Source organism: Paenibacillus sp. MDMC362 (genome assembly GCF_003269305.1).
Taxonomy (GTDB): domain Bacteria; phylum Bacillota; class Bacilli; order Paenibacillales; family Paenibacillaceae; genus Paenibacillus_AQ.
This window is the reverse complement of record NZ_QLYT01000051.1, coordinates 76,132-99,250: the sequence shown is the minus strand read 5'-3', so window position 1 is coordinate 99,250 and position 23,119 is coordinate 76,132. Positions and strand designations below refer to the sequence as shown.

Genomic DNA, 23,119 nt, shown 5'->3' with positions numbered 1-23,119 from the left:
GCTGTCCGGTCGTCTGGCAGCGGAAGGTCTGCGCAGCCATACCGAAATTCCGCAGGATGGCGAATGGGTCGAATGGAACGCTTAATACGCCAACTGCTGGCATAACAGCGGGAACAGCTAGCTGTCAGCGGATGGTTTCAGTAGCAGTTAGACAGTTTGAGCTGATATAATCTATGCAGGAAGCTCCGTGATACGGAGCTTTTTTGGTTATCCCACCTCATCCACTCTTTTCCTGAAAAATAACCCCAATCCATTAAGAACGAAATGTAATCCTGACATACTAGATGTCAGGATTCATGCTTTATTATTCGATTCAGAAGTCAAAAAGTATGAAACGCGAGGAGTGTTATCGATGAAACTCGACCGGCTGCTTGGCATTACGATGGAATTGTTGACCAAACAAAGAGTGACGGCCACGGCGCTAGCCGCCCGGTATGAAGTCTCGGTTCGTACGATCTACCGCGATGTGGACCTCATTAATCAGGCTGGCATTCCGGTTGCTTCCTACACCGGTGCGGACGGCGGCTTTGAATTAATGAACGGGTTCTATCTGACGAGGCAGCACTTCTCCGTTGACGACTTTTTGGCGCTCTACAATCTTTTGAAGGGCATCGAAGGGACTGTGAAGGGGAGATACACTTCCATCCTGAATAAGCTTGGAACCCTGCAGCCTGCCCTGTTGAACGGAGGATGTCATGAACAAATCCTATTCGATATGAGCACGTCGGAGCATGAGCGGGCATGGGTACGACCCATTTTAAATGCCATTGAACGCTCGAACCTGATGACGCTTCACTACACGAGTTCATCCGGCAGCCGCTCGGAGCGGCAAGTGGAGCCGCTGCAGCTGTACTGGGAACAAGGCGTGTGGTATTTGGAGGCCTACTGCTTGTTAAAGCAGGGGAAACGAATCTTCAGGGTATCGCGCATATCCAGTCTTGAAATATCCACCGACACGTTCCTACCAAGAGGAAACCTGAGGCGGGAGGATCAGGAGGCGGTGCAGGGCATACAGGCTCATCTCCGTTTCGATTCATCCGCCGCACCGCGGGTGACCGAGCAATTTCCGGAGGCTTTCATCTCCGGGGAGGGACTTCTTGATGTCCAAACGGTGTTCTATACCAAAGCTTATGCCATCTCGGTGATCTTAAGCTACGGTGCAAAGGTGGAGATTATCTCCCCGCCGGAACTGAAAGCAGAACTGCTGCAGGAGCTGGAGGAAATACGTAAACGTTATGAATAATGGACCAAGAACAATGAACAATGAATGAACATGAACCATTAGCTAAAACTCGAGGAGGAAGTTTCATATGACCATTTTGGTAACAGGAGCTACAGGAACCGTTGGAAAGCACATCGTGCAGCAGCTTGTGCAGCAAGGCATAGAGGTGAGAGCGATATCACGCAATCCGCAGCAAGCGAATCTGCCGGAGGGTGTACAGGTGGTTGCCGGGAACCTCAACGACCCGGATAGCCTGATCCCCGCCCTGCAAGGCGTGAGGGCCATGCATTTGATCATTTCCAGTGATGAGGCATACGGGACCCTGCAGACGGATCCGCGGATTATTGAGCTTGCCGAGAAGGCTGGCATACAGCGGGTAACGGTATTGGTGGGCTATGAAGAAGGGCCTGTCGAAGCTGCACTTCGAGTCAGCGGAATGGAGTGGACCTTGCTCAAGCCAGGCGAGTTTATGGCGAATATTCTGGTGGATTGGCAGGAATCGATCCGCGACGAAGGCGTCGTCCGCGAGCCGTTCGGCCATGCGCTGAGTGCGAGAATCCACGAAGCCGATATCGCTCGCGTTGCCGTCGCCGCACTTCTTGAGGAAGGTCACCATGGACAAGAATATTTCCTTACGGGGCCGGAAGCCCTCTCGCGAATGGAAGCGGTTCGGATTATAAGCGAGGTAACAGGCAGAGACATCCGCTTTGTGGAGCTGACCGAGGAACAGGCGAGAGATAAATGGAGAGAGCAAGGCTATGACGAGGAGTCGATTGAATTTTTTGTGCAAATGGGAAAAAATCCGCCCGAGGTCGGTTATACGGTATTGCCGACGGTGGAGGTAGTCACGGGGCGGCCGGCGGCCACGCTTGCTGATTGGGTCCGTGATCATAAAGATGATTTTTAAGTGTGAGCAGCATGGCAATCTAAAGGTCGATTTGTATAAGAAGAGGAGGAGTTGTGAAACTTGCCTTACGCCATTGAAACGAAAGAGCTTCGCAAATCTTATAACGGCATTGGGGTCGTTCAAGGAATGGATCTGCGAGTGGAACAAGGAGAGCTGTTTGCCTTGTTAGGTCCGAACGGCGCCGGAAAAACAACCACCATTCATATGTTATCCACCCTGGTTAAGCCGGATGGGGGATTCGCACGCGTGGCTGGGTATGATGTCGTAAGCAATGCCCGGCACGTTCGAAGAAAGATCAGCCTGACAGGCCAGTTTGCAGCACTGGATGAGGGACTCTCCGGTCTTCAGAATTTAATGCTGATTTCAAGGCTATACGGTTATTCTGCGAAATCGGCTCGATCCATAAGCGAGGAGCTGATCGAATCCTTTGGACTCGACGAAGCAAAGGACCGCGCGGTGTTGCATTACTCTGGCGGGATGCGGAGGCGGCTGGATATTGCCGCCAGTATCGTTACGAAACCCGACGTTATTTTTCTGGATGAGCCGACAACGGGCCTCGATCCGCAAAGCCGCATTCAAGTGTGGGAAGTTGTAAGGTCGCTTTTGAAGCGGGGCACCACCGTGCTGCTGACGACGCAATATCTGGAAGAAGCCGATCAGTTGGCGGACCGGATCGCCGTGATGGATAAGGGGAGCCTGATTGCGGAAGGGACGCCCCGGCAATTGAAGGCATCCGTTGGCAGCAGAACGTTAACCATCCAATTCATCGAACCGGCCGACCAGCACAAGCTGGGTAATTTGTTAAATGAGGAACATGCCTTGACCTTATTGCAGGACGATCATCCCTTGGTACATAAAATTCCGGTCAAGGATGCAAGTGCTGCGAATCAGGCCCTCCATACACTGATGAAGCACGGGTTCGCTATTGATTATTTCGCCTTAAGCGAACCGAGTCTGGATGAGGTCTTTCTGTCTCTGACCCACGCGAAGTCGATGGGAGGCACGCCATGAGTGTAACTCATCATACAGCGGATATGGACGACGTGCTGCCTGTTCGCCAAGCCGATACCGATCCTCCCCATGCCCTGACGGCGATCCGAATCTTTATGTGGAGAACTTGGCAGCATACGAAGCATAACGGGTTGGGTCTGGTAATGGACGCGGTTCTGTCGCCGGTTCTGCTGCTGCTTATATTTAGTTACTTGTTCGGCGGCGCTATGGCCGGGTCAACCGGGGCTTATATTCAATTCCTATTGCCCGGCATTCTGATCCTGACGGTCGTGCCCATGACGGTGTATAGCGGAACCACGATATGCTCGGATATTACCAAAGGGGTATATAATCGATTTCGAACGCTGCCCTTTTGGCAGCCCGCCTCGGTGCTTGGGTCCATCCTGACGGATGGGGTGCGCTATACAATCGGCGTAATCGTGGCCCTGGGCACGGGGCTCGCGCTGGGTTTCCGCCCCGAGGGCAGCGTCATCCAGGTGGCACTTGCCATTGCCTTCATCCTGTTCTTTGCATTCGGCGTCAGCTGGATATTTGCGTTGATCGGCGTCGTGGCCAAACGGCCGGAGACGGTATCGGGGTCGAGCATGATCGCGATATACCCGCTGCTGTTCGCCAGCAACATTCTGGTGGATTCGTCGACGATGCCGAAATGGACGGGCATACTCATCGACCTGAATCCGATCAGCATGGCGGCAGCCACGGTCAGGGGATTGATGAACGGCACGGCAACCATGCCTGTGATCATGACAGGAATCGGGGTCTGCGTGGTGATTATCGCTATTTTCGTTCCACTTACGCTGTATCTGTACCAAACCAAAAACGAGCGGTAAGAGGCATAAAAAAAACCAGGCTTGCATGAGCATGCAGCTTGGTTTTTTTATCTATGTCATGACATTATGGTTGATGTAAATCGTATAGGTATTTTTGGACCCACGATAAATACACAATACTACAACGGAAAGTATAAGTCTATATTTTTTTCGGGAAACCCCTATACTTAAAGCTATTCTTTAGCAAAGAGGGGGAGGTTCCTAATGCTGAATCCAAGCGAAAGCGCAGAGCGGGAATATCTAGAGTTTGTAGTAAAGGAGCTTCATCGGGCATCGAAGGAATTAGAGGGGAAAGTGTCTGATTCTTACAGGGATATCATTGAAGCCAAGAAGTACCTGTGGGTCAACATGGCCCAATTGGATGCGGCGGAACGGGCGGCCAACCGGGTTGATATTTCCTTGTCCATTGATACGGGTGAGAAGACGGCGGCGAGACTGCAGAAGATGCGCAAGCTACTCACGTCGCCGTATTTTGGCCGGGTGGATTTCCGTTCGAATGAACCGGAAGAAGAAGATGCCTACTATATTGGCATCCATTCATTCACGAATCCGGAGAGTCAGGAGCATCTGATTTATGATTGGCGCTCGCCGGTAGCAAGCTTGTTCTATGATTACAATGTCGGTCCTGCGTCGTATGAAGAGCCCATGGGCAGGATGCAAGGCGAAATTACCGTCAAAAGGCAGTATAAAATCAAAGAAGGTCAAATGGAATATATGATTGAGAGCTCCATGAACATCAATGACGACGTCCTGCAGAAGGAGCTCAGCAGCACGTCGGACGAGAAGATGAAGAATATTGTGGCTACCATCCAGCAGGAGCAAAATGCCATCATACGAAACGAAACCGCGAATGAGCTGATCATACAGGGGGTGGCAGGTTCAGGTAAAACCTCGGTGGCTCTGCACAGGGTAGCCTTTCTGTTGTACCGCCATAAGGAGACGTTGACTTCCAGCAACGTGCTCATTATATCTCCTCATAAAGTATTCTCTGATTATATATCCAACGTTCTGCCAGAGCTTGGCGAAGAGAAAATCATGGAGGTTACGATGGAGGAGCTTGCTGCCAAAGAGCTGCGGGGATTATGTCAGTTTCAGACCTTCTTCGAACAGGTGAATGAAATCGTGAGTGCCAATGACGAACAGGCCATTAAACGGATCCGGTACAAGGCCAGCATGCACTTCGTACATGAGCTGGAGGCTTATACGAAATATGCCGGTGAGCATTTCTTCCTGGCTGCGGATATTCAGCTGAAAGACGTATGTATTTCGGCTTCGGAGATCAGGGACTGTTATCTTGGCACCATGATCACGCCGATCAGGCAGCGATTGGAGAAGACGGCTTCCATCCTGTCAGGCCGGGTTCGTACAGAGGATGGAGAGAGACTGACTGCGGCAGAAGCCAAAAAGGTCAAAACCGCGATCAAGAACATGTTCAAATTTCAAAATGCGCTCAGCATGTACAAGGAATTTTTCTCATATGGGAACAAACCGGACATGTTTGTCATGAACGGAAGGAAAACGATTGAGTATGCGGACGTATTTCCGCTGCTGTATCTCAACATGCATTTGGAGGGAAACACGTCATACGATATGGTGAAGCATCTGCTGGTCGATGAAATGCAGGATTATACACCGATTCAATACGTCGTGCTATCGAAATGGTTTTCGTGCAAAAAAACGATACTTGGGGACAGCAACCAGTCGGTCAACGTATATACGTCCACTTCACTGGATGATATCAAGAGCGTATTTCCGCATGCCGATACAATAGAGCTGTTAAAAAGCTATCGTTCCACGCTGGAAATTATGGGTCTCGCGAAGCGAATCCATCCGGGCAGCACCATGATTCCCGTGGAGCGGCATGGAGAAGAACCGCAGGTGATCCGGTGTCGTGACGCCCGGGAGGAGCTGGAGTTCATTCATGAGCTTAGCCGGCACTTTTTAGATTCCGGGATGCAGACGATGGGGATCATATGCAAAACGTCTTCGCAGGCCCGGCAGGTGTATGAGTCCATCAGGGGGCTTCAGGGCAGCGTGAATCTGCTTGATTTTAGCAGTGAACGCTTTGAGGAGGGAATTACGATCACCTTCGCCCATATGGCCAAGGGACTGGAATTCGATCAGGTTATCGTTCCTTTTGCGGACGTCGAAAACTATCGTTCCGAGATGGATCGAAGCTTACTCTATATTGCTTGTACCCGGGCCATGCATAAGCTTTCGCTGACCTATTCGGGCGAGCCGGCACCTTGGTTGGCGGTGTGAGCGTGAGCCGAAAATCAGGGTAGCGCCATCCATAGGACCACCTTTTAAAAAAGTCGCGACGAATGGTTGCGGCTTTTTTCTTCTAGATGATTGGATTGAAATGATATCGGCTGCTGTTACACAGTATGCCTGAATTTGTATAAATCATATGGCCGTTCGGGAAGGAGGACTGATTTATTTCTAGAACCTATTAATATGGGAGTATCACAGCAAACGTATGGAAGGAGGAACGTAACGGGCTAATCAATCCAATAACGGGACAGGAAGTGATATGGGACATTGGACTCTCATCGAATACTTGGAGATTTTTTCAGGAAGACGTGGCCGTTTTATGTTTTGTCGGTTTGCTGTCATCTGGTTGCTAACATCATCCACGTGAACTTCCCAAGGGTGCTGGGCAATTTTACGGATGAACTGAAGGATGGTTTATTGTCAGTCGACGGTATCGTGCAGTACAGCTGGACGCTGCTGGGTATCGGTGTCGGCTTCGCCGTCATCGGCGGGATCGGTCAGTTTCTGGTGATGTATACGGGGCGGTATTTCGAATTTATGAACCGCCGCCGATTGTTTGTCCATTTTACGGGGCTCAGTGAGCGATTTTATTCCAAGAATGGCGTTGGCAAGCTGCTAAGTTATTTCATGAATGACGTGACGACGGTAAGGGAAGCGATCTCCATGGGGATCAATCAGACGGCAAACTCCTCCATCCTGCTGGTCTCTACAATCGTCATGCTGCTGATCACGAACGTACCGCTGTATCTGGTGGCTGCGAGCATCGCGCCTTTGCTGCTGATTCCGGTCATTGTCGTTTGGCTCGGACCGATTATCAGAAGAAGGTCCCTGCAGGTACAGGAAGCGCTGGGTGTGATGACGGAATCGGCGGAGGAGCAGTTTGGCGGGATCCGTGTCACCAAGAAGTTCGCGGTGGAAGACACGATGAAGCGGCGTTTTGGGACGACGGTGGACCGCATCCGGGACAAGCAGCTGCGGCTGGTACGCGTATCATCGCTCTTTCAATCGATCATTCCGTTTCTGGGCGCTACCTCACTCATTATCGCCCTCTTATTCGGCGGTTACCTGACCATTCTGGGACGGATTACGGTCGGAAACTTTGTCGCATTGACGCTTTACATTCGCATGCTGATGAATCCGCTGCAGCAGATCGGCAATGTCATTAATGTCGTTCAGCGCGCGAGGGCTTCGCTTGACCGATTAAACGACCTGCTTGGCAAGCAGGCCGACATTAAGGAACTGCCTGGCGCCAAGGAGCTGAATCAGGAGAACCCGGGCATTGAAGTGCGTGATTTATCCTTCTCTTACGAGGATGCGGATGGTCAAGAGGAGGGGGCCAGACAGGTTCTGCGCGGCATTCAATTGGATGTTCCTCCCGGATCGACGCTGGGCATTATTGGCCGGACGGGAAGCGGCAAGACTACGCTTATGAAGCTGCTGCTGCGTACCTTTGACCCGCCTCCGGGGAAAGTGCTGATCGGGGGTGTGGATATTCGGAAGCTTACATTAAAAAGCCTGCGCGAAGGGATCGCCTATGTTCCCCAGGACGGCTTCCTGTTCAGCTCGACCATCCGCGAGAATATTGCCTTCTATAAACGGGACACGGAGCCGGCTGTCGTCGAGGAAGCGGCGCGAAAAGCACGGGTCTACGACAACATCGTGGAGTTTCCGGACAAGTTCGAGACCCGCCTTGGGGAGCGCGGCATTACCCTGTCCGGAGGGCAGCGGCAGCGGACCAGCCTTGCACGGGGAATAATCAAGGATGCGCCTATCCTCATTCTGGATGACAGCGTAAGCGCCGTCGACGCGGTGACGGAGACGGAAATCATGGAGACGATTCGGGATATCCGCGCTGGGAAGACTACGATCATCATTGCCCACCGGATCAGTGCATTGAAACATGCCGATGAGATCATAGTCCTGGATCAGGGAGAGATGGTTCAGCGGGGCACGCATGAAGAACTGCTGTCGAAGGACGGACTGTACCGGACGCTGCATGACATTCAGGAAGAGGGGATGAAGCATCATGGCACAGGCCATTAACAATTGGCAGCTGGACCAGAAGGCGGATCTGAATGCCCCTCAGTCCAAGCCCAAGTATATTTCCACATTCCGTGCTTTGTCGGGTTATATGAAGGAATACAAGCTGATTTTTGCCGGGTTTATCGGCTGCACCTTGATTGCCATCTCGGCAGAGCTGCTGCAGCCGTATCTGATGAAAATCGCAATCGATGATAATTTGATGGTCGGCAAGAACGATTTTCGGGGCCTGATGCTCATATGCGCTATCTATTTTTTGTTATCGCTGCTCAGCATGGTGTTTACCTATTTGCAAAATAATTTGCTGCAAAAGGCGGGGCAGAGCATTGTAGCCAGCATTCGCAAACGGCTGTTTGCCCATATATCCAAGCTGTCGATGTCTTATTTCGATAAGGTGCCGAGCGGCAGCTTGATTACGCATGTGTCCAGTGATACCGAAGCGATCAATCAGTTTTTTAACCAGGTGCTGCTCAGCCTGTTCCGCGACGGCTTCACCTTGATCTTCATTCTGGTCCTGATGTTCCAGCTGGATGTCACGCTGACCTTATACTGCTTGATCCTGCTGCCGATCATTGCGGGGATCGCCATTGCGTTCCGGCGTTATATGCGCCACACCTATCAGATGGCCAGAACGCGGTTATCCCGGATGGTGGCCTTTGTGGCCGAGAATCTATCGGGCATGAATCTGATTCAAGTGTTCCATCAGCAGAAGGAGCAGGAGAAGCAGTTCGAGGAACGGAACGGCTCTTATTTCAAAGCCAACATTCGGGAGATCCGGACGAATGTGCTGTTTAACCGCTCCTACGAAATATTGAACAACTTGGCGATTGCGTTCGTGACGTGGCTCGGCGGACAAGCCGTCCTGGGCACGACGCTGGAGTTCGGCGTGCTGTATGCCTTCATAACGTATATCCGTTTATTCTTTCAGCCGATCAACACGATCACCCAGCAGTGGAACACGCTGCAATCGGCAACGGTGGCGATTAACCGGATATGGGGTCTCCTGGCGATTCAGCCTGAGGTTACGGATCAGCGCAAGCCGGTGGCCATCGAGAAAGCAAGTGTCGAGGGACGCGTTGAATTTGATCGGATCACGTTCGGTTACGAAGGCGGGGCACCGGTCATTCAGGACCTGGATCTCCATATCAACCCTGGAGAGATGATCGGGATTGTCGGTACCACCGGCGCGGGAAAAAGCTCGCTTATCAGTCTCCTGTGCCGTTTCTATGATGTAAATGAAGGAAGCATTCGAATTGATGGAATCGACATCAGGGAGCTGGCACAGTCCGATCTGCACCGGATGGTAGGCCTTGTTCAGCAGGAGCCGTATCTCTACTCCGGGACGGTGCTGGACAATGTACGGCTGTTCGACGAGACCATCTCGAGGGAACGGGTGATCGAGGCTTGCCGGTTTATCGGTGCGGATTCGATCATCATGAGGATGAGGGAAGGCTATGACACCCGGTTGTCGGAGCGCGGCAGCGGCTTGTCCGCCGGCGAACGGCAGCTGATCTCCTTCGCCCGAATCATTGTGTTCCAGCCCAAGATTCTCATTCTAGACGAAGCGACCGCCAATCTGGATTCGCATACGGAGCAGTTGATCCAGAACGCCCTTCAACTTGTGGCCGAGGGGCGAACGACCCTTGTCATTGCCCATCGCCTATCTACGATCATGGGGGCGGACCGGATTTTGGTCATGAGCAAAGGCCGGATCGTGGAGCAAGGCACGCATCAGGAACTGCTGAACTCCCATGGGTATTATGAAGAGCTGTATCTTCACTCCCAAGGACAGAAGCAGGAGCACGAGGCTGCCGGTTCATTGTATCGTACAAGATAACCGCATTAATTTCTTGCCGGAGGACGGAGCTTTCATTAGCTCTGTCCTCTTTTTGTATGAGCGGCCGATTATAGAAGCAGTAAGCAGTTATAGGGCACTTGTCAACAAGTCAATGAAGTTCAGAGCCGTTCTGGAGACGTGATGATCCCTCAGCCAGATCAAGGCTGTGGAAGCCGCTGCCGGAGTGTCCTTGATTTGGAAGGCATGAACAGATGTTGGCAAGTGCTGCTTGACCAGCGTTTCGGGAACGATCGCCACGCCAAAGCCTGAAGCGACCAAGCGCAGCAGCAGCGAAATGTCGGAGCATTCGGCTGCGATGTTCGGTTGGAGTTTCTGTTCCGAGAAAGCCATCTGGATCGTATAGTACACGCCCAATCCTTCCGTGCTTGGCAATATGAGCGGATACTGGGCAATATGAGAGAGGGTTATCTCCTGTTCGATGGATGCCTCAGAGGTGAGCATATAAAAGGGCTCCGTCTGCAGATGAAGGATCGAGAAATCATCCAATTCAAGCGGCAGGCGGACGATCGCTAGTTCGAGCGACCGGTTTCTTACGAGCTCACAGAGCTGATACGACTCGTTCTGCTGAATTTTGTACGAAACTTGGGGATATCTTGCTTTGAACTCATGCAGCCATAACGGCAGCTCTACCGAAGATAATGTATTGATGCCGAGACTCAGCGTGCCCTTATCGCCGTTTCCGACCTCTATAACCTCGGCTTTGGCCTCTTCCATGAGCTGGGTCACCTGGAGCGCATATTTATACAGCGCTTTACCCGATTCGGTGATTTCGAGCCGCTTTCCTCGGCGATATACCAAGACGGACCCGAGCTCCTCCTCCATCGCTTTCAGCTGCTGACTGAGGGGCGGCTGGGATATATGAAGCCGGTTGGCGGCAAGCGAGATCGTACCTTCCTCCACGATGGCAATAAAATACCGGAGCTGTCTGATGTCCATCGGTTGAAACCATCCTCCTTGTATATGAAAAACCTTAGTGAATTCAATTTTTTAAGTATTTTTCATATGGTTCTGTCTCATGTTAGCATACCAATATACACGATAGAAAGAGGAGGGAGCATCGAGTGCTGCGTTTATCAGCGATTCTATTGATCCTTTTCCTGTCGGCCTGTCAATCCAATCCGGAGAAAGACGAGGTGCAGAATATGAACCGTGAACTCATTGAATATGCCGAGCAAGGCAATACGGAGCAAGTACGACAGCTTCTTCAATCCGGCGCAGACATCAATGCGACGGATGAGCGGGGAAGAACAGCCGTGATGGTAGCGACCTATCACAATCATGTCGGAACGGTAGAGGCTTTGATTCAGGCTGGCGCTGATATCAATATACGGGATCATCAACGGAATAACGTATTTTTGTATGCCGGTGCAGAAGGAATGATGGAAATTTTGCGGCTCGCGATCGAAGCCGATGCCGACGTGACGTTGACGAACCGTTATGGCGGGACGGCTCTCATTCCGGCCTCCGACCGCGGACATGTGGAGATTGTTCAAGAGCTGCTGACCCGGACCGACGTCGATGTGAACCATATAAATAATTTGAACTGGACCGCACTGCTGGAGGCTGTCATTCTCGGTGACGGCAGTGAGAAATATCAGCGCATCGTGAAGCTGCTGCTGGATCATGGGGCGGATGCCCGGATTCCCGACGGGAATGGCGTAACTCCCCTGCAGCATGCCAGGGAGCGGGGATATCAAGAAATCGAGCGCATCATATTGGACGCTGTAAACGAAGGGCAAGGCAAATAGAGGCAGGTATAAGCGAGAAGGGGATGAACGTTATGAACGAACAGAGCACTGCATTTTGGCTGCTGAATGTCCGTCTGGAAACAGGTTACCGCTACGAGGATGACGTCGTGATCGGAACCGAAACGGAACTTTTTCATGTGAAAATAGAAAATGGGACTTTCTCAGAGATCCGACCTGCGGATGCTTTGCCTGATACGTTACTGACGACAAGGGATGTGCAGGGGGATCTAATGCTCCCATCATTTAGAGATATGCATATCCACCTGGACAAAACCTATTATGGGGGCCCATGGAAGGCACCAAGCCGTCCGGCTCACGGAATCTTCAGCCGAATCGAGGAGGAAGAGAGGCTGCTTCCGGCGCTGCTGCCTACAGCCAAGGAAAGAGCGGAGGGACTGCTGGATCTGCTGCTGCGCTACGGGTCTACCCATATCCGCTCCCATTGCAATGTGGATCCTGTTGTCGGCTTGAGAAATCTAGAGGCCACGTTGCAGGCGGTTGAAAGATACAGGGAAAAAGCTTTTGTCGAGATTGTAGCATTTCCACAGCACGGCTTGCTTCGCAGCCAGTCCGTCTCTCTGGTCAGGGAAGCGCTCCGGAACGGAGCAGCCCTTGTTGGTGGTCTGGATCCCACAACGGTGGATGAAAATATGGAAAAATCACTGAACACCGTGATGGAGCTGGCCGTTGAAGCCAACGCCGGCATTGACCTGCACCTGCATGAGTCGTCGCATGTAGGGCTGAATACCTTTAAGCGCGTAGCTGACCTTACGGAAGAGGCGGGTTGGAACGGGAGGGTTACGCTCAGCCATGCGCTGGCTTTCGCGGACGTCTCACCAAGCGAAGTGGATGAGGTGGCGATTCGGTTGGCGGATCTGGGCATTTCGGTCACCTCTTCCGTACCGCTTGGCCGAACCATTCCGATTCCGCAGCTGCACCGCCGCGGCGTAGACATCTCGCTTGGGCAAGACAGCATTATGGACCATTGGTCCCCATTCGGCAAAGGGGATAATCTGGACAAAGCGGGCACGCTGGCCGAACGCTTCCATATGTACGATGAGCGTTCGCTCGGACAGGCTCTCGGGTTTATTACGGGAGGGGTGACGCCGCTGGATCAGGACGGCCGCTATGCCTGGCCCAACGTCGGGGATGCGGCGGACGCGGTGATCGTAGGAGCCAGCTGCTCGGCCGAAGCCGTTGCCAGGCGGTCACGCCGCCGGGCCGTCCTGTTCAAGGGGAAACCGGTTTACGAATCATGGTAAAGAAACAGCCGCTGCTTGCCGAAGATTTCCGGCGTGCAGCGGCTGTTGTTGGTTATGGCTTTCGGTTGTTATTCCCTGAAGTAGGGGGAATCCGCAATGATTTCCCTCCAGGGAATATAAGTCGCCTCGACCGCGGATATACCGCTCTGTCTTAAATAATCGGTTACGATCCGGTAGCCGATAGAATACCCCGCATAGGGTGGAATGCCCATTTTCGTAAAGCCGTAAAGATCCCCTTCCAGATCCCCGAACATGTAACCTCGTATCTCATTGAACCCGGTTACCTGCAGCGCGTCCCTATAACGCGGAAGAAGCTCGCTGTGCTGATCTTCGTTCAGGGCATGAACCCAGGGTCCCAAGTGATCCTCGCCGTACATTTCGGCGGCAAAAGCTTCGGCGAGTCCTTCCAGCACTAGGTATTGAGCGACCGTTGTCTCGGCACTCCATGGCTCATAAGAGAGCCTCACGTTATGATGGAATTCATGTGCCGTAATGGCTGCCAGCCTCGGCAGGTTATAATCGTTCGGCCACACAACCACCATGATTTGTCCCGGAGTTCCCCCCGAGCCTGTATATCCGGGATGGGGGCTGAACCGTTCACGGTCACCCAGCGCCAGAGTGAAGAGCAAATCTCCCAGCTCAATGCCGTGAGCTTGCGGCTTTAATGCGGCATATGCCTTCATCACGGCTTCCTTGCATCGGCTCCAGGAACTCGCTTGCTCCAAGCGAGACAAAGCCCGGAGCCCCTCCTTAGGATGATCGGACGAGCGAAATAATCCCAGCAGCTGCGTCATATCGTAATCGTCCTGTCCTTGAGGCATGCGCTTGCGTATCGTGTCCATAAACGGCTGAAGCGGCTTATTCACGAGCTTCTCATATGCGGTAATCCGCAGCTCAGGCCCAGATTCAAGAGCTTGTTGTTGATGGGTTAGTGTATCGATGGCGGTCAATTGCATACTGATATCCTCCTCTTATCGAAAGCAATAGCTGCTTCGTATAATGTTGAGGATAATCCTTTACGCTGCGTGAAGGTCAAGTCTCTATTATGAATAAATACTTTTGACAACGAACCGGTCTCCTGCCCTGTTCGGATCGGAGGGAATGGAGGTAACTTTTAAATTCTGGAGCATGATGCCCCCGTTATCGGCAGTCAGTTTTGGACTTTTCCCATTGACGCGGCAGCAGGAGAAGACGACAGGAGACAGCCTTGCCATGGTTGCAAGCGCCCCATTAATTTGGGGGGTTTCAACGATCCATTCCGCTGAGGTCTGCGGACCGTTATAGCGCTGTAATGTTCGAAAGGTCCAGTTCCGGGATTCGTTTCGAAGGCAGATTAACCAGTTCGAACCGCTGCGTTTGCTGATGCTGGCATGCATCCGGTCACCCGGCAGAATCGGCAGCGGAATGATCGTAACCGAGGCCGGGAGGATCTCCCACCATGCATAATAGTAAGCCTTGCCGTCTATGAATTCATGACCTGTTCCGGTCTGTATCAGATTGCTGTTGCCGAAGCCGTCAATTCCAATCCATGCTGAGGAATAGGTCGCCGCACGGCTTGGACGAACAAACGGCACATTCCATTTGGCGGAGATCTGTTTGTAAGCACCTTTTTTTCCTTTGAGGCTGTATCCGCTCCAATTGCTTGAAATCCATCCGATGTTACGACGCGGCTTGGCTGAAGTGTCAAGTTGGCAAGTGTGATTCCACTTATCTATCGTGAGAATCCCCATATCTCCACCGCCTTTACTAGATTGATAGTATATCTAATGAAGAATCGGTAGAGTTGGTATGGGTTTTCTGTTAGAAAGTTCAAATGAGATGTGGTTCACCAATGAAGAGAGCAGCGCAGGGATACGCAGGCATTTAAGAACGATGGGTGACAGACACCTCGTGATCGCTGCTTAGTTAAGATACCTTAGCGCAAAAACAAACAGGATCATCGCCCCTAAAGAGGTGATGGTTCGCACATGATTCCAGGGCATCCAGCGTCTCAGGTAGTTGTTCCATACCTCGCCTCCGGCAATGCTACCCGGGTCAACGGCGGCCAGTGCGTCATTGAGCGGGACATTGAACGCCATCGTTATGATGAATCCCGCTAAATAGAGCAGGCTGGCGGCAAGCAAGTACAACGAGCCGGGTTCCCCCCAGCGCATGATGGATACGACCGCAAGCACGATACTGGTTAACGCAGTGCCTGTAAACAATGTGCCGAACAAAGGATTGAGGATGGTTGCATTGATGGACTGCATGGCATGGATCCCCTGTTCATTGGGAATTCGGGCTAGCGCTGTCATTATAAAAGACGAGAAGGCGAAGAACAGCCCGGCTATGAGTCCCGATCCGGTTACCGAGAATAAAGCCAACAAAAAAATTAAGCGGTCACTCATGGATAGTAAACCTCCAATGTCATAGTTTCTGGTAGGTTCCAGTATATTCATTTAATTGTTTGTACATACAAATATAATTAGATCTCCAGCAAAAGTAAAGACCTAAATATGCAGAACATTATCATCAATCCATAGACTCTGTATTTATATTAATATTTTCTATTTCTGGTAATTAGTTCATCAAGCCGCCCGTTATGAGAAAAAAAGTTCAGAATATCCGCACTCTTTTCAAAATAGAGTTATATATACGCTCTCGTAAGCGTATACAGAATTTGGATAATATATCAAATGTGCTGCAGCCAAAAGGAGGGAGTAGTATGAAGTCAGGCAAGAGGGGTTTTTGGCTAGTAACGACGGCTTTATTAAGCGTTTCTTTGTTATTCGGTTGTACCGGGGGTAAGGGGGCGCCGGCCGATACCGGCGATCCGGAGCCGGGAAAGGATGGAGAGACGGCCAAGAAAATCATTACTGTGACGTTTCGGGATGACGGGATCGGCGAGAACGGAGCGTTCTATAAATGGCTCAAGGAAGTTTCGGCCAGCTACCCTGACAAAAGCGTAGAGATTAAGCCGACTCCGATTCAGGCCTCGGAAGGCGATTATTTTGCCAAGGTGGCCTTGGCGCTCAAGTCAAAAGATACGGCGCCGGATATCGTGACAGAAGATACCTTTATCCTGAATTCTGATGCAAGCGCAGGTTATCTCGAACCGCTTGACGATAAGTTGGCGGGATGGGAAGACTGGGGCAACGGTTCCTTTATCGAAGCGATGAAGAAGGGGGTCACTGCCAGCGATGGCAAGGTGTACGGCGTACCGTACAATACGGATTCCAGGGGCCTCTGGTACAACAAGGACATATTCAAACAGGCAGGTCTTCCGGAGGATTGGCAGCCTAAGAACTGGGAGGAGGTCTTAAGCGCTGCGCGTACGATCAAGGAGAAGGCGCCTGATGTTGTGCCGATCTGGATGAACATGGGCAAGGCTACAGGCGAAGCCACCTCCATGCAAACCTATGAAATGCTGCTCTACGGAACTGGAGAAAGGCTGTATGACGATGCCAGCGGCAAATGGATTACGAAAAGCCAGGGCATTCTGGATGCGCTGACTTTTGTGGAGACGGTCAATAAGGAGAAGCTTGGACCCCCGCTCTCCAAAGTATTGAACGGTCAGGCAGGCAACACGGCTTCCCGCGAATACCTGCCGCAAGGCAAGCTGGCGATTTCCCTGGATGGATCCTGGATCACAGGTAACTATATGGAATCAGGCGCGGCGCCATGGCCTGAATACAAAGATGTGCTCGGCTTCGCGCCGATGCCGACCAGCCAAGGGCAGGACCCTGGATCGATTACGCTAGCCGGAGGGTGGGCGCTGTCGATTCCAAGCAACTCCAAGAACAAAGACGAGGCTTGGGAATTTATCAAGTATGCGCTAAACAAGGAAAATACGCAGAAGCTGGTCATGTCCTCAGGGAATATCACGGTCCGTGCCGATGTTGCCAAGGATCCGGAATATACGAAAATGCCGTTTAACGAAATCGCGACCGAATACCTGCAGAACGCAGAGTTTAGACCGGCCCAGGAGAAGTATCCGGAAGTGTCGACGCAGATTCAGACCATGGTGGAATCCGTAGCAACGGGAACATCGCCTGCAGATGCCATGAATAAATATGCGCAGGACGTCACCCGCATTGTCGGAGCGGATCATATCTTGGAGAAATAATCGGCTATACGTGAAGAACCGGCTTGCTCAAGCGCTCCATAATCGCGGAGGCTTGGGCAAGCGGTGTTTCAGATCATCTGCACGAAAAGGAGAACGAACCATGAGCAGTCTGTCCGTAGACGTTTACCCGAAACGAAGAAAAACGTATACCTGGCTCTTTTTTTTTGCTTCCTTCAATCGCGATTATGCTCGTGTTTTTTATATATCCCATTCTGTTAACGTTCTTCTATTCCTTCACCAACCTGGCGTTAACCGGCGAAGCGGCGAGGGAGCTTAAGTTTATCGGCCTTGACAACTATACCCGGATGTTCCAGGACCCCACGGTTCGGATCAGTATATGGAACACGCTGGTTTTTCTCATCGGCTCGGCGGTGATCGGACAGCAGGTGCTGGGATTTCTGATCGCGCTGCTGATGAAGCAGAGAAACAAAACGTTTCGGCGAGTGATTGGAACGATTGTGCTTGCAGGATGGGTGACGCCCGAAATTGTATGTGCTCTTTGCTTATACAGTTTCTTTGGGGATGAAGGCACGCTGAATGCGATCATCACTTTTTTTGGATTTTCGGAAGTGACCTGGCTGTTTACCGTCCCGATGCTGACCATCATTCTTGCGAACATCTGGCACGGCACCGCCTTCTCGATGCTGGTATTTCAAGCAGCGCTGGATGATGTGCCTAACGAAATTGAGGAAGCGGCGGTGGTGGATGGAGCCTCCAAGTGGAAAATCTTCACGCACATCATTATTCCCTACATTAAAAGCACCATTACAACCAACATGATGCTGGTTACGCTGCAGACGCTTGGGGTGTTCGGACTCATCTATGCGATGACCGGGGGCGGTCCGGGCAATTCGACGACGACCCTGCCGATCTTCATGTACAATCAGGCATTTGTGAACTATCAATTAGGCTATGGAACCGCCATTTCGCTGCTGCTGCTGCTGATCGGGATTGTGTTAAGCCTGCTGTATATCAGGTCGATGAAAGAGTAACCAGAGGTGAGATCATATGAATGCCAAACAACGTAAATTAATCTATCGAATTCTGCCGTACGCGATCCTAACGGGGATCGGTATTTGCTTTGTGCTGCCGCTGCTCTGGGTGCTCGTGGCTTCCGTCGATCCGAATGCGATGCAATCGCTGAAGATGCCCAGCAGGGTTACCGGTGCAAACTACGTAGAGGTGATGACCAGCAGCGAGAACCAGCGCGCATATCTGATTGGTCTGGTGATGTCGCTTGGCCAAGCCGTATTGGTTGTTCTTCTGGCGCTGCTCGCAGCTTATCCGCTATCCCGTTATCAGATGAAATATAAGAAGCCCTTTATGCTGACCATTCTGTTTATGACATCGCTCCCGATTACGGCTGTAATGGTGCCTGTGTACCAGCTGTTCCTGGGGCTCAAGCTGTATGACAATATTTTTGGCGTCATCTTGTTTTATGTAGCATCGTCCATGCCGTACGGGATATGGATGATGAAGAATTTCATGGATTCCGTGCCGAGCGATCTGGAGGAAGCCGCCTGGGTGGACGGCGCTTCGGTGTTTACGGGAATGCGCAAGGTGGTGGCGCCGCTGATGGTTCCGGGTATTTGTACGGTCGCGATATTTACCTTCTCGGGCAGCTGGGGCAATTTCTTCGTTCCGTATATCCTGCTGCAGTCGCCGGAGAAGTTCCCGGCTTCCCTAAAGCTCTATCAGTTCTTCGGGCAGTATGGCATGGTCGATTACGGCAGTCTGGCCGCCTTCTCCGTGCTGTACGCCATTCCGGCAATCATCATGTATATTCTTTCCCAGCAGTTCATGTCCAAGGGTTTCGGGCTGCAGGGCGGAACGAAGGGATAGGGAAAATAACAGAATGCAGGGCATGGGGATGCCCAAAATAGAAAAACGGCAGCCATGCCGTTTTTTTGTGTTTGGCGAAATCGCTCCCGTGAGCTGTCTGTTCCAATCAAGCCTGGACCTGCCTAGGGCCGACATACAATGACTCGCGCAGACGCTTGATATCCCGGATCGGAGGCAAACCGAACATGCGGGCATATTCCCTGTTGAATTGAGTGGGACTTTCATAGCCGACCTGAAAGCCTACATCTGCAGCTTCGGATGTTTCCAAGAGCAGAAGTCGGCGCGCCTCTTGCAATCGGATTTGTTTTTGATATTGCAGCGGGCTCATGGCGGTGATTTCCTTAAAGTGATGATGAAGCGAAGAAGGACTCATGTTGACGGCAGCGGACAGATCCGCGATGTGAAGCGGCTGATTATAATCCCGCTCAATCAACTGGGCCGCTGCCGCGATTCGCTGCGCATGACTGCCGCTGACGGCAAATTGTTTCAGGGATTGGCCTTGTTCCTCTTGAAGGATTCGATAAACAATTTCCTTCGTGACCAGGGGAGCAAGGACGGAAATATCCTCCGGCGTATCCAGAAGGCGCACGAGGCGGACGACGGCATCCAGGAGTGCCTGATTCATCGAGCTGACAAAGAGGGCTTTTGTGGAGTCGGTTTTCTTAGGAAGAGCCTCTTGGCAGGATGGAATGAGGTCGAAGATCAGATGACGGTCCAAATCCAGTCTAAGGCACAGGTAGGGCCGCTCCGGTGATGCCTGAATCACTTGGCCGGATATGGGCAATTGCAGCGAAACGACAAGATAACTGTTCGAGTCATAAAAATAGCTTTCTTGTGCCAGCATGATTAATTTTCTGCCTTGAGCTACGATGCACAGTGCGGGCTCGTGAATCGAGTGGATCAATTCCGTCCCGTCGGTTGCCCGTATTAAAGATAGATTGGGTATAGGCGTAGTATGGGTACCGTCCGTACCCGTGTATTTTTCGATGTATCCTGCAAGTTCATTCTGCAGAGTGCTTCCTCCATGATCTAACATCCCGGTTTGGCGAGCCTCCTCCAATCGTATTTGATTTAATCTTAATAAGATTTGCAGGAATAGGCAAGAATCGCGGTGGATTCGGCTACCGGATAAATACTCCATGCAGGCATAATTAGAGTATCCTCGATGGTTGAAGGCAGGACGGTTATGCATGAAACTCAAGAGGATCAGATAAGAGTAATAAGGAGGTATTGGAATGGATCCAGCTCTTAAAGCAAATGAGGTTCAGCATCCCTATATAGGCGTGTGGGTGACCAAGGACGGATACATTCGCCACGAACTGCTGCCAAACGGTCGTTACGATGAAGCACGGGGCCGGCGGAAAAGCGCTTATCAAGGCCGCTATTTCATTCAAGGCGATCACATCGAATATGTGGATGATACCGGATTCACGGCTGACGGCGATTTTCGGGACGGCGTTCTCTATCATGCAGGGATGGTGTTGGTACGGGAAAACTAAACGTGCGAGATTGAAGAGAACGGTTTGGCTTAGAAGTACAGAACAGGTATCAGGAGGAGAGCTGTATGTCTAACGTTAAAGGAAAAGTCGTGGCCATTACAGGCGCAAGCAGCGGGATCGGTGAAGCGGCAGCCCGGCTGCTGGCTCATCACGGCGCCCATGTGGTTCTTGGGGCGAGAAGGACGGACAGGCTGGAGAAGCTTGCTTTTGCATTGAATCGGGAAGGCGGATCAGCTGTTTACCAATCGCTGAATGTGGCTCATCTCGATCAAATGGAATCTTTCATTGACTTGGCGGTGAGCCGATTCGGTAGGCTGGATGTCATGCTCAACAATGCTGGCGTCATGCCTCTGTCACCCTTGGAGGCCTTGAAGGTGGACGAATGGAACCGGATGATCGATGTGAACATCCGCGGCGTCCTCCATGGCATTGCGGCAGGGCTGCCGGTGATGCAGAAGCAGGGCTTTGGTCAATTTATCAATATTGCTTCCATCGGGGCGTACGAAGTATCGCCAACCGCAGCCGTTTATTGTGCGACCAAGCATGCGGTTCGGGCAATCTCGGAGGGCCTGCGGCAGGAGGTCGGAAGCGGTATACGGGTCACGCAAATATCGCCGGGGGTAACGGAGTCGGAGCTTGCCGACAGTATCTCCGATGATACGGCCAGACAGGTCATGAAGGAATATCGAAGAATATCCATTCCGGCGACTTCGATTGCGCAAGCGATTGTATATGCTATCGAGCAGCCGCCGGAAGTCGATGTGAATGAAATCATCATCAGGCCGACCGCATCAGGGAGCTAACGAATCAGCTGTTGAGTTCAATCTCAACAGCTTTTTTTGTTGGAAGGATTTGTTATACTTTAGTTATGTATTTTACATGAGGGCGCTTAAAGCATAGATGCAATGATATCTTTAGCATGATGAATGGAGGAGGACAAGTTGAGAGTTAAACGAATCGTTGCGAATATCGATACGGAGGATGTCGCCGCAGCCAAGAAGTTTTATCAAGATGTACTGGGTTTGGATATGTTAATGGATCATGGCTGGATTACCACTTATGGCTCGCAGGAGAGGATGAGCATACAGATCAGCTTTGCTTCCGAGGGAGGCGGCGGCACGCCCGTCCCTGATCTGTCGATCGAAGTGGATGAGATAGAGGCTGTGCTCGAGGAGATGAGGCGGGCAGGCTTTTCCATTGAATATGGACCCGTTGATGAGCCTTGGGGAGTAAGACGCTTTTTTGTCCGCGATCCGTTCGGGAAGCTGGTCAACATTTTGTCACATGTATGAGTGCACGGTGGTCAAGTTTGGTATCCTCGCAAGTATGCTCATATTCTACTCTGCACATAAGAATGAACGCATATGATATACTGTTTATAATATAAACAATTAACAATGGACATCAGAAGCTAGAATGCAGAAAGGATACACAAATCATGTCAAAAGATGAGAGTATGGATCCGGATATTGGATCTAGGCTGCCCGGAGGGGCGGCTCTGAGCTGGGGATTGGTAAAGCCGCCGCAGCGGGGACCGAAACGGGAGATGAGCCTGACGCAGATTGTGCAGACGGCCATCGACATCGCTGATCAAGAAGGGCTTCAGGCGGTCTCCATGAATCGGATCGCATCCGCTTTGGGTTTTACTGCCATGTCCCTGTACCGGTATATTACCAGCAAGGATGACCTGCTGCTCCTGATGCAGGACGCCGTGTGCGATATTCCCATTCCACCGGAAGATTCCGCGGATTGGCGCGAGAATATGCGAATCTACGTCAAATCGACGATGCAGGTATTCCGTGACCATCCCTGGTTCGGCGACATACCGATTGCGGGTATCCCCCTTACGCCAAACAATCTGCGATTTATCGACTGGGGCCTGCGCTTCATGAAGGACATGCCGTTGAATGATTATGAGCGGATGTCTTTGATTCTCCTGTTAAGCAATTATTCAAGAACAAGCGGCATGATGCAGCGGGACATGGACCGCGCCCTGCAGGCAGGATCCACCCCGGAACAATTTAGCGGACTCGATTATACGGCCGCGCTGAAACAACTTGTAACGCGGGATCGGTTTCCATTCCTGCATCCGGTTGTGATGTCGGGAGTCTACACGGAAGAGAATCAGGAAGAGAACCCGATTGGCAACGACATTGATTTCGGGTTGGAACGCATCTTGGACGGCATTGATCATTATCTTCAGGCCAAGACACAGCCTGGACAGTCGGACAAGTCATGATATTCGCGTGGTTGTAAGAGTGTGGAGTAAGAGAGTACAGTAAGAAAGTGCAGTAAGAAGTGCAGTAAGTGCGAGCAGTAATAGAGTGCAGTAAGTGTGTGCAGTAAGAGCGTGTAGTAAGAGCGTGCAGTAAGAGCGTGCAGTAAGAGTGTGCCGCAGCTGAGTAAAAAACCGATCCTCGTATGAGGATCGGTTTTTTGCTAATTCATAAAGCCTGATGCGGGGGACCATGATCTAGTTTGGTAAATATCGTTTCCGGACGGACATGACCGCCGCTGGAAG

20 protein-coding genes and 1 pseudogene are annotated in these 23,119 nt (G+C 51.5%); 16 read left to right on the top strand and 5 right to left on the bottom strand.

Annotation, left to right across the window (positions count from 1 at the left end; genetic code table 11):
• Positions 1 to 352: 352 nt before the first annotated feature.
• The 7 genes from DP091_RS24070 to DP091_RS24040 all read left to right on the top strand — a co-directional run bounded on the left by DP091_RS24070 (position 353) and on the right by DP091_RS24040 (position 10,121).
• Positions 353 to 1,243 carry a helix-turn-helix transcriptional regulator gene (locus tag DP091_RS24070; protein ID WP_113060629.1) on the top strand — a complete coding sequence of 297 codons (891 nt, stop codon included), beginning with the start codon at positions 353 to 355 and terminating at the stop codon, positions 1,241 to 1,243.
• Positions 1,244 to 1,310: 67 nt separating this feature from the next.
• Positions 1,311 to 2,129 (top strand): NAD(P)H-binding protein, encoded by an 819-nt coding sequence (locus DP091_RS24065; RefSeq protein WP_113060628.1) that lies wholly within the window; start codon positions 1,311 to 1,313, stop codon positions 2,127 to 2,129.
• Positions 2,130 to 2,189: 60 nt separating this feature from the next.
• On the top strand, positions 2,190 to 3,140 hold the full coding sequence (locus DP091_RS24060; RefSeq protein ID WP_113060627.1) for an ATP-binding cassette domain-containing protein: 951 nt from the start codon (positions 2,190 to 2,192) through the stop codon (positions 3,138 to 3,140).
• A complete protein-coding gene (locus DP091_RS24055; RefSeq protein WP_113060626.1) occupies positions 3,137 to 3,970 on the top strand; it encodes an ABC transporter permease in 834 nt (277 codons plus the stop codon). The genes DP091_RS24060 and DP091_RS24055 overlap by 4 nt, the downstream gene beginning before the upstream one ends.
• A gap of 204 nt (positions 3,971 to 4,174) precedes the next feature.
• A complete protein-coding gene (locus DP091_RS24050; RefSeq protein WP_113060625.1) occupies positions 4,175 to 6,232 on the top strand; it encodes a HelD family protein in 2,058 nt (685 codons plus the stop codon).
• Positions 6,233 to 6,511: 279 nt separating this feature from the next.
• Entirely contained in the window at positions 6,512 to 8,287 is a 1,776-nt protein-coding gene (locus DP091_RS24045; protein ID WP_113060624.1) for an ABC transporter ATP-binding protein, read from the top strand.
• Complete coding sequence (locus tag DP091_RS24040) at positions 8,271 to 10,121, top strand: ABC transporter ATP-binding protein (RefSeq protein WP_113060623.1); 1,851 nt, start codon at positions 8,271 to 8,273, stop codon at positions 10,119 to 10,121. The genes DP091_RS24045 and DP091_RS24040 overlap by 17 nt, the downstream gene beginning before the upstream one ends.
• A gap of 87 nt (positions 10,122 to 10,208) precedes the next feature.
• Here the strand turns inward: DP091_RS24040 and DP091_RS24035 are convergent, their stop codons facing one another.
• Positions 10,209 to 11,078 (bottom strand): LysR family transcriptional regulator, encoded by an 870-nt coding sequence (locus DP091_RS24035; RefSeq protein WP_113060622.1) that lies wholly within the window; start codon positions 11,076 to 11,078, stop codon positions 10,209 to 10,211.
• A 125-nt stretch (positions 11,079 to 11,203) separates the two neighbouring features.
• Between DP091_RS24035 and DP091_RS24030 the strand changes: the two genes are divergently transcribed.
• Both DP091_RS24030 and DP091_RS24025 read left to right on the top strand, forming a co-directional pair.
• The gene (locus DP091_RS24030; RefSeq protein ID WP_373456947.1) at positions 11,204 to 11,890 is read left to right on the top strand and encodes an ankyrin repeat domain-containing protein; all 687 of its coding nucleotides are present in this window, start codon (positions 11,204 to 11,206) and stop codon (positions 11,888 to 11,890) included.
• A gap of 32 nt (positions 11,891 to 11,922) precedes the next feature.
• Complete coding sequence (locus DP091_RS24025) at positions 11,923 to 13,152, top strand: amidohydrolase (protein WP_113060621.1); 1,230 nt, start codon at positions 11,923 to 11,925, stop codon at positions 13,150 to 13,152.
• Between the two features lie 68 nt (positions 13,153 to 13,220).
• Here the strand turns inward: DP091_RS24025 and DP091_RS24020 are convergent, their stop codons facing one another.
• The 3 genes from DP091_RS24020 to DP091_RS24010 form a co-directional block, all read right to left on the bottom strand.
• Entirely contained in the window at positions 13,221 to 14,108 is an 888-nt protein-coding gene (locus DP091_RS24020) for a DUF2268 domain-containing putative Zn-dependent protease (RefSeq protein WP_113060620.1), read from the bottom strand.
• An 87-nt stretch (positions 14,109 to 14,195) separates the two neighbouring features.
• The gene (locus DP091_RS24015) at positions 14,196 to 14,882 is read right to left on the bottom strand and encodes a G1 family glutamic endopeptidase (RefSeq protein WP_113060619.1); all 687 of its coding nucleotides are present in this window, start codon (positions 14,880 to 14,882) and stop codon (positions 14,196 to 14,198) included.
• A 171-nt stretch (positions 14,883 to 15,053) separates the two neighbouring features.
• A complete protein-coding gene (locus DP091_RS24010) occupies positions 15,054 to 15,539 on the bottom strand; it encodes an anthrone oxygenase family protein (RefSeq protein ID WP_113060618.1) in 486 nt (161 codons plus the stop codon).
• A 317-nt stretch (positions 15,540 to 15,856) separates the two neighbouring features.
• Between DP091_RS24010 and DP091_RS24005 the strand changes: the two genes are divergently transcribed.
• From DP091_RS24005 to DP091_RS23995, 3 genes and pseudogenes are all read left to right on the top strand, one after another.
• On the top strand, positions 15,857 to 17,257 hold the full coding sequence (locus tag DP091_RS24005; protein ID WP_071223248.1) for an ABC transporter substrate-binding protein: 1,401 nt from the start codon (positions 15,857 to 15,859) through the stop codon (positions 17,255 to 17,257).
• A 100-nt stretch (positions 17,258 to 17,357) separates the two neighbouring features.
• A pseudogene (locus tag DP091_RS24000) lies at positions 17,358 to 18,249 on the top strand (carbohydrate ABC transporter permease).
• A gap of 16 nt (positions 18,250 to 18,265) precedes the next feature.
• A complete protein-coding gene (locus DP091_RS23995) occupies positions 18,266 to 19,099 on the top strand; it encodes a carbohydrate ABC transporter permease (RefSeq protein WP_113060616.1) in 834 nt (277 codons plus the stop codon).
• Positions 19,100 to 19,205: 106 nt separating this feature from the next.
• Here the strand turns inward: DP091_RS23995 and DP091_RS23990 are convergent, their stop codons facing one another.
• Entirely contained in the window at positions 19,206 to 20,135 is a 930-nt protein-coding gene (locus DP091_RS23990) for an AraC family transcriptional regulator (protein WP_113060615.1), read from the bottom strand.
• Between the two features lie 199 nt (positions 20,136 to 20,334).
• Between DP091_RS23990 and DP091_RS23985 the strand changes: the two genes are divergently transcribed.
• From DP091_RS23985 to DP091_RS23970, 4 genes are all read left to right on the top strand, one after another.
• Positions 20,335 to 20,598 carry an Atu4866 domain-containing protein gene (locus tag DP091_RS23985; protein ID WP_113060614.1) on the top strand — a complete coding sequence of 88 codons (264 nt, stop codon included), beginning with the start codon at positions 20,335 to 20,337 and terminating at the stop codon, positions 20,596 to 20,598.
• Between the two features lie 65 nt (positions 20,599 to 20,663).
• On the top strand, positions 20,664 to 21,401 hold the full coding sequence (locus DP091_RS23980; protein ID WP_113060613.1) for an SDR family oxidoreductase: 738 nt from the start codon (positions 20,664 to 20,666) through the stop codon (positions 21,399 to 21,401).
• Positions 21,402 to 21,539: 138 nt separating this feature from the next.
• The gene (locus DP091_RS23975) at positions 21,540 to 21,890 is read left to right on the top strand and encodes a VOC family protein (protein ID WP_113060612.1); all 351 of its coding nucleotides are present in this window, start codon (positions 21,540 to 21,542) and stop codon (positions 21,888 to 21,890) included.
• Positions 21,891 to 22,036: 146 nt separating this feature from the next.
• Entirely contained in the window at positions 22,037 to 22,837 is an 801-nt protein-coding gene (locus DP091_RS23970) for a TetR/AcrR family transcriptional regulator (protein WP_113060611.1), read from the top strand.
• Positions 22,838 to 23,119 lie beyond the last annotated feature (282 nt).

Bases quoted from the DNA above. Each gene is read 5' to 3' on its own strand.
- DP091_RS24070 (WP_113060629.1), top strand. From the start codon at position 353: ATGAAACTCGACCGGCTGCTTGGCATTACGATGGAATTGTTGACCAAA.
- DP091_RS24065 (WP_113060628.1), top strand. From the start codon at position 1,311: ATGACCATTTTGGTAACAGGAGCTACAGGAACCGTTGGAAAGCACATC.
- DP091_RS24055 (WP_113060626.1), top strand. From the start codon at position 3,137: ATGAGTGTAACTCATCATACAGCGGATATGGACGACGTGCTGCCTGTT.
- DP091_RS24050 (WP_113060625.1), top strand. From the start codon at position 4,175: ATGCTGAATCCAAGCGAAAGCGCAGAGCGGGAATATCTAGAGTTTGTA.
- DP091_RS24040 (WP_113060623.1), top strand. From the start codon at position 8,271: ATGGCACAGGCCATTAACAATTGGCAGCTGGACCAGAAGGCGGATCTG.
- DP091_RS24035 (WP_113060622.1), bottom strand. From the start codon at position 11,078: ATGGACATCAGACAGCTCCGGTATTTTATTGCCATCGTGGAGGAAGGT.
- DP091_RS24025 (WP_113060621.1), top strand. From the start codon at position 11,923: ATGAACGAACAGAGCACTGCATTTTGGCTGCTGAATGTCCGTCTGGAA.
- DP091_RS24020 (WP_113060620.1), bottom strand. From the start codon at position 14,108: ATGCAATTGACCGCCATCGATACACTAACCCATCAACAACAAGCTCTT.
- DP091_RS24015 (WP_113060619.1), bottom strand. From the start codon at position 14,882: ATGGGGATTCTCACGATAGATAAGTGGAATCACACTTGCCAACTTGAC.
- DP091_RS24010 (WP_113060618.1), bottom strand. From the start codon at position 15,539: ATGAGTGACCGCTTAATTTTTTTGTTGGCTTTATTCTCGGTAACCGGA.
- DP091_RS24005 (WP_071223248.1), top strand. From the start codon at position 15,857: ATGAAGTCAGGCAAGAGGGGTTTTTGGCTAGTAACGACGGCTTTATTA.
- DP091_RS23995 (WP_113060616.1), top strand. From the start codon at position 18,266: ATGAATGCCAAACAACGTAAATTAATCTATCGAATTCTGCCGTACGCG.
- DP091_RS23990 (WP_113060615.1), bottom strand. From the start codon at position 20,135: ATGTTAGATCATGGAGGAAGCACTCTGCAGAATGAACTTGCAGGATAC.
- DP091_RS23985 (WP_113060614.1), top strand. From the start codon at position 20,335: ATGGATCCAGCTCTTAAAGCAAATGAGGTTCAGCATCCCTATATAGGC.
- DP091_RS23980 (WP_113060613.1), top strand. From the start codon at position 20,664: ATGTCTAACGTTAAAGGAAAAGTCGTGGCCATTACAGGCGCAAGCAGC.
- DP091_RS23970 (WP_113060611.1), top strand. From the start codon at position 22,037: ATGTCAAAAGATGAGAGTATGGATCCGGATATTGGATCTAGGCTGCCC.